The organism is Kribbella sp. NPDC104740 (assembly GCF_055583505.1).
This window is the reverse complement of the sequence record NZ_JBVJNV010000004.1, coordinates 274,823-289,164: the sequence shown is the minus strand read 5'-3', so window position 1 is coordinate 289,164 and position 14,342 is coordinate 274,823. Positions and strand designations below refer to the sequence as shown.

Annotated in this window: 13 protein-coding genes; 2 read left to right on the top strand and 11 right to left on the bottom strand. The window is 70.7% G+C overall.

The genetic code is table 11. The annotated features are described in order from the left end of the window. Positions 1-20 precede the first annotated feature (20 nt). Positions 21-1,415: a S1C family serine protease gene (locus ACZ6Z4_RS22375; RefSeq protein ID WP_465567643.1), complete on the bottom strand. Its 1,395-nt coding sequence runs from the start codon at positions 1,413-1,415 to the stop codon at positions 21-23. 128 nt (positions 1,416-1,543) lie between these two features. Then, positions 1,544-2,104 (bottom strand): TetR/AcrR family transcriptional regulator, encoded by a 561-nt coding sequence (locus tag ACZ6Z4_RS22370; protein ID WP_465567640.1) that lies wholly within the window; start codon positions 2,102-2,104, stop codon positions 1,544-1,546. Positions 2,105-2,205: 101 nt separating this feature from the next. Between ACZ6Z4_RS22370 and ACZ6Z4_RS22365 the strand changes: the two genes are divergently transcribed. Next, a complete protein-coding gene (locus ACZ6Z4_RS22365; RefSeq protein WP_465567637.1) occupies positions 2,206-3,033 on the top strand; it encodes an oxidoreductase in 828 nt (275 codons plus the stop codon). Here ACZ6Z4_RS22365 and ACZ6Z4_RS22360 read toward each other — a convergent pair. Both ACZ6Z4_RS22360 and ACZ6Z4_RS22355 read right to left on the bottom strand, forming a co-directional pair. After that, a complete protein-coding gene (locus ACZ6Z4_RS22360; RefSeq protein ID WP_465567634.1) occupies positions 3,027-3,830 on the bottom strand; it encodes an alpha/beta fold hydrolase in 804 nt (267 codons plus the stop codon). The genes ACZ6Z4_RS22365 and ACZ6Z4_RS22360 overlap by 7 nt on opposite strands. 10 nt (positions 3,831-3,840) lie before the next feature. After that, positions 3,841-4,764, bottom strand: coding sequence for a helix-turn-helix transcriptional regulator (locus tag ACZ6Z4_RS22355; protein ID WP_465567631.1), 924 nt, complete (start codon positions 4,762-4,764; stop codon positions 3,841-3,843). Positions 4,765-4,827: 63 nt separating this feature from the next. Here ACZ6Z4_RS22355 and ACZ6Z4_RS22350 point away from each other — a divergent pair, with 63 nt between their 5' ends. Continuing rightward, entirely contained in the window at positions 4,828-5,979 is a 1,152-nt protein-coding gene (locus tag ACZ6Z4_RS22350) for an epoxide hydrolase family protein (RefSeq protein WP_465567626.1), read from the top strand. On the opposite strand, the gene ACZ6Z4_RS22345 is transcribed toward ACZ6Z4_RS22350, so the two are convergent. Genes ACZ6Z4_RS22345 through ACZ6Z4_RS22315 form a run of 7 tightly spaced genes read right to left on the bottom strand, consistent with a single transcriptional unit; the run spans position 5,960 to position 14,341 of the window. Beyond that, positions 5,960-6,379 carry a nitroreductase family deazaflavin-dependent oxidoreductase gene (locus ACZ6Z4_RS22345; RefSeq protein ID WP_465567624.1) on the bottom strand — a complete coding sequence of 140 codons (420 nt, stop codon included), beginning with the start codon at positions 6,377-6,379 and terminating at the stop codon, positions 5,960-5,962. The two genes, ACZ6Z4_RS22350 and ACZ6Z4_RS22345, sit on opposite strands and share 20 nt — an antisense overlap. 28 nt (positions 6,380-6,407) lie before the next feature. Next, positions 6,408-7,316: a ribonuclease Z gene (locus ACZ6Z4_RS22340; protein WP_465567621.1), complete on the bottom strand. Its 909-nt coding sequence runs from the start codon at positions 7,314-7,316 to the stop codon at positions 6,408-6,410. Positions 7,317-7,320: 4 nt separating this feature from the next. Then, positions 7,321-9,606, bottom strand: a complete 2,286-nt coding sequence (locus tag ACZ6Z4_RS22335) for an aminotransferase class III-fold pyridoxal phosphate-dependent enzyme (RefSeq protein ID WP_465567618.1) — start codon at positions 9,604-9,606, stop codon at positions 7,321-7,323. A gap of 10 nt (positions 9,607-9,616) precedes the next feature. Continuing rightward, positions 9,617-10,309 carry an MBL fold metallo-hydrolase gene (locus ACZ6Z4_RS22330; RefSeq protein ID WP_465567615.1) on the bottom strand — a complete coding sequence of 231 codons (693 nt, stop codon included), beginning with the start codon at positions 10,307-10,309 and terminating at the stop codon, positions 9,617-9,619. Then, on the bottom strand, positions 10,309-11,292 hold the full coding sequence (locus ACZ6Z4_RS22325; RefSeq protein WP_465567612.1) for a pyridoxal-phosphate dependent enzyme: 984 nt from the start codon (positions 11,290-11,292) through the stop codon (positions 10,309-10,311). The genes ACZ6Z4_RS22330 and ACZ6Z4_RS22325 overlap by 1 nt, the downstream gene beginning before the upstream one ends. Before the next feature lie 14 nt (positions 11,293-11,306). Next, positions 11,307-12,497 (bottom strand): C45 family autoproteolytic acyltransferase/hydolase, encoded by a 1,191-nt coding sequence (locus ACZ6Z4_RS22320; protein ID WP_465567609.1) that lies wholly within the window; start codon positions 12,495-12,497, stop codon positions 11,307-11,309. Between the two features lie 47 nt (positions 12,498-12,544). After that, entirely contained in the window at positions 12,545-14,341 is a 1,797-nt protein-coding gene (locus tag ACZ6Z4_RS22315) for an aldehyde dehydrogenase family protein (RefSeq protein WP_465567605.1), read from the bottom strand. Position 14,342 lies beyond the last annotated feature (1 nt).

The following is a 14,342-nucleotide window of genomic DNA, read 5'->3' as shown; positions in this document are numbered from 1 at the left end:
TCCGCTGGTGGGGGGAGGCGCTAGCGGACCGGGCCGGTGGTCAGTTCGATGTCGGCGGTGTGGTGCTGGCCGGACTGGTCGGTCCAAGTGACTGCGACCTTGTCGCCGGGGTGGTGCTGGTTGAGGGCGGTGGAGAGGGCTTCTGGGGAGTCGATCGTCTTGCCGCCCAGGGCGGTGATGGTGTCTCCCGCCGCCAGGCCCGCGGCTTCGGCCTTGCCGTTGGCGACCACGTCGTTGACCACCGCGCCCTGGGTGCCGTTGGTGAGGACGGTGATGCCGAGGATCGGGGAGTCGCCGATGTGGACGTCGGCCGAGGACTGACCGGCCTCGATCTGGTCTGCGATGGCCATCGCCTGGTTGATCGGGATGGCGAAGCCTTGGGTTTGGCCGGTGCCGCCGCCGTCACCCTGGGACTGTCCGCCGTTGCCCTGACCGCCGTCGCCCTGCGACTGGCCGTTGCCGAAGCCCCCGTTGCCCTGGTCGCCCTGGGACTGGCCGTTGCCGAAGCCGCCGTCGCCTTGGCCGAAGCCGTTGCCCTGGCCGAAGCCGCCGTCGCCGAAGCCCGGGGCGGTCGGGTCGAACGCTGTCTGACCGGCGCCGCCCTGGTTGCCGTTGCCGCCCGAGCCGGCCACGTCGACGCCGATCACCTCGCCGGCGGAGTTCGCCAGCGGGCCGCCCGAGTCGCCGGCCTGGATGTTCGCGTCCGTCGCGATCAGGCCGGTCAGGTTCTCGGGGTTCTGGCCCGACTCGTCCGTCGCGGTGATCGCCTGGTTCAGCGCAGTGACGTCACCAGGCGCGTAGCTCGGTTGGCCGCCCTTGCCGCCGGCGTTGCCGATGCCGACGACGTCGTCGCCGACCTTGACCGTCGAGGAGTCGCCGATCTTCGCGGTCTGCAGCCCGGACGCGTCCTTCAGCTTGAGCACCGCGATGTCGTGGCTGTCGTCGTACCCGACGACGCTGGCCTGGTACGTCTTGCCGTTGCCGACGTCGACCACGCTGATCTGCGTCGCGCCCTGTACGACGTGGTGGTTGGTGAGCACTTCGCCGTCCGGTGTCAGCACGATCCCGGTCCCGGCCGCCCGTGCTCCCTCGAAGCCGAGGACGGTGTTGATGTTGACCAGACCGGGCGAGACCTTCGCCGCGACGTCCGCGGGGGTCAGCACCTGGGCGAGCTGCGAGGAGTTCGCGACGTGCTGGTCGATGCCCCAGGCGACCGAGCCGGCGACCAGCGCGGCCGCGAGGCCGAGGGCGCCGACCATCGCCGGCAGCCGGCGCCGCCGCTTCGGTGGCTGCGGCTGCTGCCACGGCCCGTACGGCGGCGGGGGGTACTGCCCTTGCTGCCAAGGCCCCGGCTGCGGGTACCCGTACGACACGTACCCCGGCTGCTGCTGATCGTTGTGCCCCTGCTGGTCCATCGTCCCTGCGCCTCCTCAGGCTGTTCCTTCCTGAGATCGAGTAGACCGCGCGGACCTGAGAACGCGATCGGACGAACAGAGGAATCAGCTGAGAATCCGGTGTGCCCCGCGACACACGCCGAGGGCAACTACTTCAGCAACCGCCGGACCGCCTCGACGACCGCCGTACGACGGATCTCGCGCGCGGGCATCCCGGACTCGAACTCCGGGTTCATCGAGGACCAGCTGGTCGCGATCGCCTGCACCAGCGACAGCAGCTCGACCGGGCTGAAGTCACTCACCAGAGTCCCGGCCGTCCGCGCCCGCTCCAACTCTTCGAGCCGAGCCTCGTTGACCTCGAGCACCACCTCGAGCCGCGCACTCCCCGGCCGCTCCAGCCGGTACCAGACCGCCAGCCGCAGGTGATCCGGGGACGCCTCGAAATAGTCGAACACCCGCCCCGCGTACGCCGGCAGGTCGTCGGCGCTGAACCCGACCTCGGCCAGGTACGCCCCGACGTACGCCGTGAACACCGCGTCGAACAGCCCGTCCTTGTTACCGAAGTAGGCGTAGATCATCGCCTTGTTGCACCCGGCCAGCTCGGCGATCTTGTCCACCCGGGCGCCGGCGATCCCGACCTTGGCGAACTCCCCCGTCGCCGCCGCCAAGATCTCCCCCCGCGTCCGCTCCGCATCACGTGTCCGCCTCATCCTCGCAGCCTAGCAACCAACTGGTCAGTTGCTTAACTGCCCCGAAGGGTGTTTCATGGATATATCCAACCAGTCAGTTAGTTAGCGAGAAGGAAACCAAGATGTCCAAGACGTGGCTGATCACCGGGAGTTCCCGCGGTCTCGGCAGGGAGTTGGCGGTGGCGGCGCTCGAGGCGGGCGACCGTGTCGTGGCGACCGCGCGGACGCCCGAGCAGCTCTCCGACCTCACCGGCAAGTACGGCGATCAGGTGCGCGCCGTCGCGCTGGACGTGACCGACGCGGCGGCCGCTCGCGCGGCCGTTCAGGTCGCGGTCGACGAGTTCGGCGGGCTCGACATCGTCGCGAACAACGCCGGCTACGCGAACAGCGTCGCGATCGAGGAGATGGCCGAGGACGACTTCCGCGCGCAGGTCGAGACCAACCTGTTCGGGGTCGTGAACGTGACCCGGGCGGCGCTGCCGGTGTTCCGGGAGCAGCGCGGCGGGCACTTCCTGCAGTTCTCGTCGGTCGGCGGGCGGGTCGGCGGTACGCCGGGCATGGGCGCGTACCAGACCGCGAAGTTCGCGGTCGAAGGGTTCAGCGAGGTGCTGAACAACGAGGTGAAGCCGTTCGGCGTGAAGGTCACCATCATCGAGCCGGGTGGGTTCCGGACCGACTGGGGTGGCTCGTCGATGACGATCCCGCCGGTCGGGGCGGACTACGCGTCGACTGTCGGCGCGATGAACACCTACCGCCGCGAGACCGACGGCACCCAGCCCGGGGATCCGGCGAAGGCCGCCCAGGCGATCGTGGAGATCGTCAACCTCGACAACCCGCCGCTGCGACTGCTGCTCGGCAAGGACGCGCTCGAGGCGGTCCGGAAGTCCTCCGCCGCCCGCGCCGAAGAGGCCGAGCAGTGGGCCCACGTCAGCACATCCACCGACTACTGAGTCAAGAACGAATCGATCATCGCGTTCACCTCGGACGGGTTCTCCAGCGCGGCCAGGTGCGCGGTCTTCTCCAGTACGGCGAACGCCGCGCCCGGGATCGCGTCAGCCATCGCCTGCGTCTCGGCGACCGGGAACGTCGCGTCCTCGCGGCCGGCCACCACAAGCACCGGCGCCGTGATCGTGCCGAACAGCTCGCGCTGGTCCGGCCGCCGGGGCACGACGCTGGTCACCGCGTGCCGCACCGAGGAGACGTCGGCCCGCGCAGCAAGTTCGTTGACGAAGGCAACGGCCTCGGGTCGTTCGCGTTTGCTGGTCGGCCCGAGGAACGCGTCCCGCACGGGCCCGACCAGCGGCCCGCGCATCCCGCCGAGCAGCTGCGCCGCCCGCACCAGTACGCCGTACTCGGCCTTCTGCCGCAGGCCGGCCGGGGACGCGGTCGCGTTCATCAGCACCGCGCGACCGACCCGCGACGGGTGCAGTGCGGCGAACGTGCCGCCGATCATCCCGCCCCACGAGTTGCCGACCAGGTGCGCCCGCTCGATGCCGAGGGCATCGAGAATCTGGACCACGACCTGCGCACAATCAGCAAAGCTGAACGAACCGGTCAGCGGGCTGCTCCCACCATGACCCGGTGGGTCGACCAGCACCACCCGGAACCGCTCGGCGAAGTACGCGGCCTGCGCGTTCCACAGCGTCCCGTCCATCAGCAGGCTCGGCCAGAACACCACCGCCGGCCCCTCACCCGCGACCCGTAAGCGGATCCGCCCGAGCACCGTCTCGACGTACTGGTCTTCCATGCGCTGGACTCTAAGCTCCCGCGAGCCGGGCCGCTACTGTCCGGGCATGCTCGGCGACCTCGGGTGGTGAGACGACCTCGACGGCGACGCCGAGCAGTCCCATGTAGAGGACGAGCTCGTCCAAGGAGTTCGAGCCGGTTCGCACCAGACAGGTCGTCTCGTCGACGGGCTCGATCGTGGCGACCGTCGACGACAGGCGGTCGCCGACTGCGAGGCCGGAGGCGTGCACGCGGAAGACAGCTTGGTACTTGTACCCACCGGACGCGATGCCCTGCGAGGCCTCGGGGATCTCGCGCGGGGTGAACCGCGGCCCGGTCGGAATCCTCAACGTCATCCGATCCAGCCGATAGGTCCGCCAGTCGCTCCGATCGAGGTCCCACGCCGTCAGGTACCAGCGCCGCCCGGTGTGGAGGAGCCGGTGCGGCTCAGTCGTCCGCACACTCGCCGTCCCGTCATGCGACCGGTAGTCGAACCGCAACCGCTGATGATCCCTACACACCGCAGCAACCGCCAGCAACACCTCCGAGTCCACCACAGACCCCTGAGCAGCCGGTACGGCGACCGACTGCAGCAGCCGCACCCGGTGCCGCAGCCGCGACGGCAGCACCTGCTCCAGCTTCGCCAGCGCCCGCACCGACGACTCCTCCAGCCCAGCCACTCCCCCGGCCGCCGAGCTCCGCAGCCCGATCGCCACCGCGACCGCCTCCTCGTCGTCCAGCAGCAGCGGCGGCAGCGACGCCCCGGCGCCCAGCCGGTAGCCGGCGACACCAGGGACCGCCTCGACCGGGTAGCCGAGGTTGCGCAGCTTGTCGACGTCCCGCCGCACGGTCCGTACGCCGACGCCCAGCTCATCGGCGAGCGTCGTACCGGACCAGTCGCGCGGGGTCTGCAGCAGGGAGAGCAGCTTGAGCAGCCGCGCCGAGGTTTCCAACATGTCCCGAAGTCTGCCAGCCAGCTAGGACCGAAGCTGTCCTAACCGGATGACAGAGTCGTAGCCATGACGACGATCACCGAGTTCCGCCTCGACATCCCGCAGAGCACCCTCGACGACCTGCAGCGCCGGCTGACCGACGCGCGGCTCCCCATGAAACTTCCGGGCGACGGCTGGGACACCGGCGTCCCCGTCAGCTGGCTCAGCGGCCTCGTCGACTACTGGCGCACGGAGTACGACTGGCGCAAGATCGAGCAGCAGCTCAACGAGTTCCCGCAGTACACCACCGAGATCGACGGGCAGCGGATCCACTTCCTGCACGTCCGCTCGGCCGAGCCGGACGCGCTGCCGCTGCTGCTGACGCACGGCTGGCCGGGCTCGTTCGTCGAGTTCGTCGACCTGATCGGTCCGCTGACCGACCCGGTCGCGCACGGCGGCGAGGCGGCCGACGCCTTCCACGTGGTGATCCCGTCGCTGCCCGGTTTCGGCTTCTCGACGCCGGTCGCGGACGCCGGCTGGACCACCGAGCGGATCGGCCGGGCCTGGGCCGAGCTGATGAGCCGGCTGGGCTACGACCGGTACGGCGTCCAGGGCGGTGACATCGGCGGCGCGGTCTCGCCGGAGGTCGCCCGGGCCGACCGCGGGCGCGTCGTCGGCGTGCACGTCAACGGCGGGCCGGCGCTGCCGCCGTTCCCGCTGCCGAACGAGGAGCTCGCGACGCTGACGCCGCTGGAGCAGGACCGGATCGCGCGGGTCGGTGAGTTCATGCAGGAGCAGTTCGGCTACATCGCGATCCAGTCGACGCGGCCGCAGGCGCTGGCCTACGGGCTGGTCGACTCACCGGTCGGGCAGCTGGCCTGGATCATGGACAAGTTCCGCGAGTGGACGCACCCGCGGGCGACGCTGCCGGACGAGATCATCAGCCGCGACAAGCTGCTCACCAACGTGATGATCTACTGGCTGACCGGCTCGGCCGGTACGGCGGCGTACGTCGGGTACGCCCAGGGCGGCGCCTGGGGTGCGCAGCTGGAGAACTCCGGCGTCCCGACGGCGGCGATCATCTTCGCCCACGACGTCTGCATCCGGCGCTACGCCGAACGCGAGAACACCATCGTGCGCTGGACGGACGTCGACCAGGGCGGCCACTTCGCCGCCCTGGAGGAGCCGCAGCTCCTGCTCGCCGACGTCCGGGAGTTCTTCAGGACCGTTCGAGGATGACGATCTGGATCTTGCGGTCGGTCTTGGTCGTGTAGGTGTTGTAGTCCGGCCAGACCTCGACCATCTGCGGCCAGATGCGGTCGCGCTCGTCGTCGGTGGCCACCCGGGCGTGGGCCGCGAACCGGTCGCCCTTGATCTGGACCTTCACGTCCGGGTCCGCGACCAGGTTGTGGTACCAGCCCGGGTGCTGCGGCGCGCCGCCCTTGGAGGCGACGATGGCGTAGCCCTCGTCGACCTGGCGGTAGATCAGCGCGTTCTTGCGCTCCTCGCCGGACTTGGCGCCGATCGTCGTCAGGACCAGGATCGTCGCGCCGTGGTCGCCCCAGTCGTAGCCGACCGCGCCGTCGCTGTCCTCGTACGCCTTGACGTGCTCGGCTCCGTACAGTTTCTGCTCTGCCATACGACGTGTAGCCAACCGGACACGCGATCTATTCCCGGCGCGGGACCGGAATCCGGGCCAGGTCGGCGGCGATCACCACCTCGCCGCCGAACTCGGCGCGGGCCTCCTCCTCGAACGGTTTCATGTCGGTGTAGCGCTGCGAGAAGTGCGTCAGCACCAGCGTCCGTACGCCGCACTCCCGCGCGACGCGCGCGGCCTGCCGGGCGGTCAGGTGCCCGAAGTTCCGGGCCAGCGTCGCCTCCGAGGACAGGTACGTCGACTCGATCACCAGCAGGTCCGCACCGTCGGCCAGCCGGAAGACGCCCTCGCACAACCGCGTGTCCATCACGAACGCGAACCGCTGCCCCCGCCGCGGCTCGCTGACCTGCTCGACGGTCACCGTCCGCCCGTCCACCACCAGCGACCCGGCGGCCTGCAACCGCCCGACGGCGGGCCCGCTCACGCCGTACGCCGCCAACTGCTCCGGCAGCATCCGCCGCCCGTCGGGCTCGACCAGCTGATAGCCGAACGCCTCGACCGGGTGCTCCAACCGACGGACCCAGAGCTGCCCGAACGAGCCGACCGAGAGCAGCCCTTCCTCGTCGATCGGCTCCTCGCGCAGCTCGGCCCGCTCGAAGAACGACGCGGCGTACCGGAGCCGGGTGAAGTACTCCTGCCCGGACGCCGGGTAGTGCGCGTGCACCGGATGCGGTACGCCGTCCAGCGACAGCCGCTGCACCACCCCCGGTACGCCGAGGCAGTGGTCGCCGTGGAAGTGCGTGACGCACAGCCGCGTGATCGCGCCGGCCGCGACCCCGGCGTACAGCATCTGCCGCTGAGTGCCCTCGCCGGGATCGAAGAGGAACCCCTCGGAGTCCCAGCGCAGGAAGTAGCCGTTCTGGTTCCGCTCCCGGGACGCCACCTGGCTCCCGGTGCCGAGCACAACTAGTTCGCGCACGCCCTCACAGTAGTGCGAACGCCTTCAGGAACAGCTCGACGTGCTGGGTCTCCCAGATCAGCGGCGGCCGGATCTTCAGCACCTGACCACCAGGTCCGGTCGTGCCGACCAGTACGCCGTGCTCGCGCAGCCGCTCGGCCAGGTCGGCCGCGTTCACACCGGCCTCGTCCGGGATCTCGACGCCGACCATCAGCCCCTGCCCGCGGACCTTCGCCGCCGGGTGGATCGACGGCGCGAGCTCGGTCAGCCCGGCGAGCAGCTGCGCGCCGACCGCACCCGAGCGCGCGACCAGGCCGGACTCCTCGATCACGTCGAGCACGGTGTTCGCCGCGACGCAGGAGACCGGGTTGCCGCCGAAGGTGCTGAAGAACTCGTCAACGGTCGCGAACTGCTCGGCGATCTCGCGGCGGGTGATCAGCGCGGCGACCGGGTGCCCGTTGCCCATCGGCTTGCCGAGCGTGACGAAGTCCGGCGTCAGCCCGTAGTCCTCGAACCGCCACAGGTGCCGCCCGCCGCGGCCGAACCCGGCCTGCACCTCGTCGGCGAGGAACAGCCCACCGGCCGCGTGCACCGCATCCTGCAACCCACGCATGAACTCACCGGTCGGCGTCAGGATCCCCGCGCTGCTGAAGACCGAGTCGACCGCGAGCAACGCGACGTCGTGCCCGTCCAGCTGGTCGCGCCCGGCCTGCACCCGTTGCCGCGCGTCCTCCGCGGTCGGCTGGCGACCGTCCACAACCCGCGGCGCCTCGAAGGTGCCGACGTGCGCCGGACGCGCCGACGGCGGGTAGGTGTTGGTCGACCAAGCAGTCGTCGCCTCACTCACCCCGTGGTACGCCAGATCGGCGGCGATCGCGCCCGACCGCCCGGTGACGATCCGCGCCATCCGCCAGGCCAGGTCGTTGGCCTCGCTGCCCGAGTTCATGAACACGCAGGTGTCCAGCCCGTCCGGCATCGACGCGGTCAGCCGCTCGGCCAGCTCGATCGCGTGCGGGTGCAGGTACCGCGAATGCACATTCAGTACGCCGGCCTGCCGCGCGACCGCCTGCACCACGGCCGGATGCGCGTGCCCGACGACCGGAACGTTGTTGTAGGCATCGAGGTAGCGCTTGCCGTCGGCCCCTTCGATCCAGACCCCTTCGGCCCGGACGACCCGCAACGGCCGCCGGTAGAACAGCGGCGACAACGTCCGCCCCCCGAACACCAAGTCCCGGCGCCCGAGCAGGTCATCCCCTCCCGCAGCGCTCACGCGCAACGTGCCGCAAATCCGGTGGAATCGGTCTGCCAGCTCCCGCGGCGACAGCTCCGCCCACACATCGAGCACGTGCCAGCTCCCGGCGACCAGGCTGGTCAGGTACTCCTCGTTGCCCGGGTACAGCGGCGCCCGCCAAGCCGAGATCAGCGTGCTCGCCGCACACCGCGCGAGCACCAGCTCTCCGATCAGCTCGACCTCCGCCGGCTCCAGCGGCAGCACCCGCTGGTACGCGTCGAGGAACTCGCGCGCCGCCGGCCACGGGTCCTCGGACTCGCGCAGCAGCGAGGCCAAGCTGATCGCCAGGTCCGCGACCCGCGCGGTATGGTGCATGTCGCCGAAGTCGATCACCCCGTCGATGCCGTCGGCCCCGAGCAGCACGTTGCTCAGCGTCACGTCCGCGTGCAGCGTCAGCGCCGGCAACTTGCTCGTTGCCTCAGGCAAGGACTCGAAGCGATCGAGCAGACGGTGCATCGGAGCCCGGCGGCGCTGCTCGGGCAGGCGGTCGGCGTACGGGCGCAACGACGAGACCACGCGCGGATCCCAGTCCAGCCGGCGGTGCGCGGCCGGGTGACCGAAGCCCTGCAGGGCTTTGACGAGCCGCGCGCAGATCGTGCCGAACGACGCGGCGAACCAGCTCGGAAGCCGGACCAGATCACCGACCTGGCCGGGCATCACCGTCATCAGCCGGGTCAGGTGCCGGCGGCCGTCCGCGGCCTCGGCGAGCACCACCGAGCTGCCGTCGAGCGCGGGCAGCAGCCGCGGGATCGGCAGCCCGGGATCGGTCAGCTCGACGTGCCGCATCGCGGCGCTCTCCATCGCGATCTGTGCCGGGTCGTCACCGGTGTTGGAGATCTTCAGCACCAGCTCGCGACCGTCGTCCGCGACGGCGAGGAAGTTGCGGTCCCGCTCGCTGCGCAGCATCGTCAGCTCCGCCGCGATCCCGTACGCCGTCCGCAGCAGGTCGGTCGCCGCGGCGATCCCGACCTCGGGCGGGTCCTCGACCATGCTCGGCGTTTGCCCTGCGACGGTCTCCACGCTCACTCCTTCACCTGACGCTGCTCGCCCCGCGGAACACCAGCGGCGTCCGGGGCTGCGCGGTCTCGAAAGCTCCGCCGGCGGTCCGCCGGAGCAACTGATCGTGACCCGGCAGGACGAAGTCCGCCAGGGCGGCGACCCGCGCGATCGACGCGTTCGCCTGCTCCGGACCGGTCGGCTGCCCGGACGCCTGCCCGGACCGCAGCACGTCCAGCGTCGGTACGGCGTCGCCGGTCAGCACGACGGTCCCGTCGTCGGTCGCGACGCTGAGGCCGATCGATCCGGGCGTGTGCCCGGGCAGCTCGATCACCTGTACGCCGGGCAACACCTCGTCGCCTTCAAAGGTCTCGGCGATCGTCAGCCCGGCCAGCACCGAGCTCGTCCAGCTCGGCGTGTGCGGCCCGGCCGGGTTCGCCAGGAACGTCAGCTCGGCGGGGTGCACGACCACGCGGCTCGCGGCGAACAGGTCGATGTTCTGGATGTGGTCCCAGTGCCCGTGCGACAGCACGACGGTGTCGATGTCGGCCGGCTCCAGGCCGCGCTCGGCCAGCTCACGGCGCAACGCCCGGCGTCGGCCGACGTGCCCGAAGTCGAACACCAGTCGCCGGCCCTCGCTCTCGACCAGCACGATCGAGCAGAACGCCGGGCTGCCCTGGTCGGTCGCGAGCGAGTAGCCGTTGAGCAGCGCGGTGACGGTGGGCATCAGCCCAGCGCCGTGACGAGCGTGCTCGCCGAGATGTTGCCACCGCAGGACACGATCGCGACCCGCGCGCCCTCCAGATCGGTACGCCGGGCCCGCGCGGCCGCGAAGGCCATCGCGGCCGAGCCTTCGACCAGCTGGTGCTCGGTGTCGATCACCATCCGCAGCGCGGCGGCGATCGCGTCCTCGCTGACCAGCACCCAGTCGTCGACCAGCTCGCGGCAGAGCGGGAACGTGATGCTGCCCGGTTCGACGCTGCCCGCCGTACCGTCGGACAGGCTCTCCTGCGGCTCGACCTGGACGATCTCCCCGGCCACCATCGACGCGGCCATCGGCGCCTCGCGGACCGGCGACGCACCGATCACCTTGATACCCGGCCGGTGCCGCTTCAGCACCGACGCGACGCCGCTGACCAGACCGCCACCGCCGACCGCGACGACGACCACGTCGAGCTGCTGACCGGCCAGCTGCTCGAGGATCTCCACCCCGACCGTGCCCTGCCCGGCGATCGTGTCGGGGTCGTTGTACGGCGGGACGTAGACCAGGTCGTGCTCGGCGGCGTACGCGCGGGCCTTCGGCTCCAGGACGCCGGAGTCGAAGCCCTCGGCGCGCAGCTCCAGCCCGAACCGGCGCAGCGCCGCGACCTTGCCCGGCGCCGCGTTCTCCGGCAGGTAGACGATCCCGCGACCGCCGAGCGTGGCCAGCGCGTTGCCGACGCCGAGCCCGTGGTTGCCGGTCGACGCCGTCACCACGCCGCGCTCGCGCTGCGCGTCGGTCAGCGTGAGGATCTTCGCCATCGACCCGCGGGCCTTGAACGAGCCGGTCCGCTGCAGGTGTTCGCTCTTGACCAGCACCTCGGCGCCGATCTCCTCGCTGAACGCGTCGTACCGGACCAGCGGCGTCATCGGCAGGTGCTCACGCAGCTTCGGCGCGACCCGCTCGGACCGGGCGGCGATCTCGGCCGGCGTCGGTTGTTCGTCGGTCATCTGGATCTCTCCGTTCAGGAAGACGTCGTGCTGAGGGCCGGCGACGGGACGTCGGGACGCTCCTCCGGGCCGGGGCCGTCGTACAGGTTCCAGGGCAGCTGCTGGTAGCTGTTGCTGCACGGCAGGCCGGGGGTGAGCTGGTAGATGCCGGTGGTCAGGTCGACCAGGCTGGACACGATCGTCTCGTTGCGGTCCAGCTCGTGCCGGCGCGGGTCGGAGTGCTCGCAGACGGCGTTCGGGTGGCCGAAGTGGTCGCTCATCGTGGACTGCACGATCCGCGCGACCGCCTCCTCGCTGGTCCCGTCGAGGCGGATCTGGGCCAGGCCCTCCTCGACCCGCGGCAGGCGGTAGAGCGAGTCGACCGAGAACGGCTTGTAGCTGCCGTTGATCTGCTCGGGGATGAACGACTGGAAGTGGTTGCCGTGCACAAGCAGGCCGTCGGTCGGGTACATCCAGCCGTTGCGGCCCGGCGTGGTCTCGATGTCGATCGCGAAGCCGTCCCGGTGCGTCAGCAGCAGGTTGCTGGACAGGCTCTGCTGGGCGTCGAAGATCACCTGCAGCGCGTCGTGGAAGTCCCAGCACTCCAGCACCGTACGGCGAACCACCGTGCCCGGGATCCCCGCGCCCGGGCCGAAGCCCGCGCCGAGGCCGTTCGCGTTCAGCGCGATCCCGGCCGAGTTGGCGCCGTGCCGGGCGACCTGGCCGGCCTCGACGTGGCCGATGATCGTCGGCTTGCCGGGCTGGGTGATCCGCAGCACCACGACGGTGTCGGCGACGCCGGAGTACAGGTCCCAGTTCTGGCCGGCGAAGACGTGGCCGAGCGGGTTGGCGGCCGGCAGCAGCGCGAACGACGTACAACCGTCGTCGTTGGCGTCGGCGACCTCGGTGCCCTCGGTGCCGAACACGTCGCCGCGGAGCAGTTCGCCGCGGACGTTCAGGGTCAGGATCTCTTCCAGCCTGCGGTTCGCGCCGAGCGCGATGCCGCGGATCTCCTCGAGCAGGTCGGGCGCGAAGCCCTCGACCAGCGGGATCCACTGCCGCGAGCGCACCGTCACCTCGTCCCACGGCAGCCCGGTCTTGCGGGACACCGAGGCGGCGTAGAAGGCCAGCGAGCGCTCGATCTGCGCACGGGCGGCCTCGCCGTACTGCTCACCCCGGCCCCGCGGTCCGGCGGCGGTGAGGTCGATGGTCGGCAACTGCGTCACGAGCTTGACTCCGTTCGTTACAAGATCAGGATTCACTGTAGCGTCTATTACGACCGTGAGGAACGGCCTGTCCGGTCGCCCTCGGACAGGTGCGCAACGGTGACGCCGGTCTCGGTCAGCGTCCGGGTGACCGCGCGGCCGCCGTACACCCAGTAGATGGTCATCTCGTCGTCGCCGGCGTTGACGAAGTGGTGCGGTACGCCGGCCGGCACCCAGGTCGCGTCGCCGGCCTTCAGCTCGACGCGGTCGCCGCCGATCACCGCGACCGCGCGGCCACGCAGGATCAGCACCGACTCCTCGACGTTGTGCGAGTGCAGCGGGATCCGCGTGCCGACCTGGAAGGTGGTCGTGCCGGTGGTGACGCCGTTGTGAGTGCTGTTCCAGCTGCCGACGTACGGCGTGGTGACGACGCCGTTGCCGCGGTCGAACACGTCGACCTCGTCGGGATCGATGACCAGGCACTCGGACTCGGGCGTGCTGACCGGGCCGACCCAGACGGTCTTGGTGTTCATGAACTCGCGCATGCCGTGCGGGCCCAGCTCGCGGCCGTAGCCGGAGCGCTTGATGCCGCCGAACGGGAGCCGGGGGTCGGAGGCGACCATCCCGTTGACGAACACCGCTCCGGCTTCGAGCTTGCGGCTGTACTCCTCGGCCTTGGCCGCGTCGGTCGTCCAGAGCGCGGCGCCGAGGCCGAACTCGGTCTGGTTGGCGAGCCGGATCGCCTCGTCGGCGTCGGCCGCGCGCACGATCGCGGCCAGCGGGCCGAAGGTCTCCTCGTCGAACGCGGCCATTCCCGGTACGACGTGGTCGAGCACGGTCGGCTGGTAGAAGTAGCCCTCACGGTCGACGTTCTCGCCACCGCGCAGCAGCTTCGCGCCGGCCTCGACCGAGCGGCGGGTCTGCTCGTGCAGGGTGTCGCGGAGATCCGCGCGGGCCAGCGGACCGATCGTCGTCGCTGCGTCCAGCGGGTCGCCGACCACCAGCCGGTCGGTCGCGGCGCAGAAGGCATCCACGAACTCGTCCGCGACCGACTCCTCGACGATGAACCGCTTCGCGTTCACGCAGCTCTGCCCGACGTTGATGAACCGCGCCCGGACGGCGGTCTCGGCCGCGGCCTGCACGTCGGCGTCGGCCAGGACGACGAACGGGTCGGAGCCGCCCAGCTCCAGCACCTGCTTCTTCAGTGCCGCGCCGGCCTGGGCCGCGATGATCGTGCCGACCTCGGTCGAGCCGGTGAACGTGACCGCGGCGATCCGGTCGTCGGCGATCAGCTCGGCGACCTTCTTCGTCTCCACCAGGACGACCTGGACGAGGCCTTCCGGCGTACCGGCTGCGTGCAGAACGGCGGCGATCGCCAGCGCGGATTGCGGAACCGAGTTGGCGTGCTTGAGCACGATGCCGTTGCCTGCGGCAAGCGCCGGGGCGGCGAAGCGGAAGAACTGCCAGAACGGGTAGTTCCACGGCATCACCGCGAGCACGACGCCGAGCGGGTCGTAGACGATCCGGCTCTGGCTCGCGTTGCTGCGCACCGGCTCGTCGGCGAGGAAGCCGATCGCGTTCGTCGCGTAGTACTCGCAGGTGATCGCGCACTTCTCGATCTCCGCGCGGGCCTCGGTCAGCGGCTTGCCCATCTCCTGGGAGATCAGCAGCGCGAGATCGGCGGACTTGTCGCGCAGCGTTGTGGCGATCCTGCGGAGCAGTTCGGCGCGCTCGCCGATCGGAGTCTGGCGCCAGGCGACCTGTGCTGCGACGGCTGCGCTCAGGCGCTCGTCGACCGACTGGTCGGACTCCGGCTCGAACTCGGCCAGCTGCTGACCTGTCGCGGGGTTGACGGAACGGATCATC

Bases quoted from the DNA above. Each gene is read 5' to 3' on its own strand.
- ACZ6Z4_RS22345 (WP_465567624.1), bottom strand. From the start codon at position 6,379: ATGGCAGAGCAGAAACTGTACGGAGCCGAGCACGTCAAGGCGTACGAG.
- ACZ6Z4_RS22330 (WP_465567615.1), bottom strand. From the start codon at position 10,309: ATGCCCACCGTCACCGCGCTGCTCAACGGCTACTCGCTCGCGACCGAC.
- ACZ6Z4_RS22325 (WP_465567612.1), bottom strand. From the start codon at position 11,292: ATGACCGACGAACAACCGACGCCGGCCGAGATCGCCGCCCGGTCCGAG.
- ACZ6Z4_RS22315 (WP_465567605.1), bottom strand. From the start codon at position 14,341: ATGATCCGTTCCGTCAACCCCGCGACAGGTCAGCAGCTGGCCGAGTTC.
- ACZ6Z4_RS22355 (WP_465567631.1), bottom strand. From the start codon at position 4,764: ATGTTGGAAACCTCGGCGCGGCTGCTCAAGCTGCTCTCCCTGCTGCAG.
- ACZ6Z4_RS22350 (WP_465567626.1), top strand. From the start codon at position 4,828: ATGACGACGATCACCGAGTTCCGCCTCGACATCCCGCAGAGCACCCTC.
- ACZ6Z4_RS22375 (WP_465567643.1), bottom strand. From the start codon at position 1,415: ATGGACCAGCAGGGGCACAACGATCAGCAGCAGCCGGGGTACGTGTCG.
- ACZ6Z4_RS22370 (WP_465567640.1), bottom strand. From the start codon at position 2,104: ATGAGGCGGACACGTGATGCGGAGCGGACGCGGGGGGAGATCTTGGCG.
- ACZ6Z4_RS22360 (WP_465567634.1), bottom strand. From the start codon at position 3,830: ATGGAAGACCAGTACGTCGAGACGGTGCTCGGGCGGATCCGCTTACGG.
- ACZ6Z4_RS22365 (WP_465567637.1), top strand. From the start codon at position 2,206: ATGTCCAAGACGTGGCTGATCACCGGGAGTTCCCGCGGTCTCGGCAGG.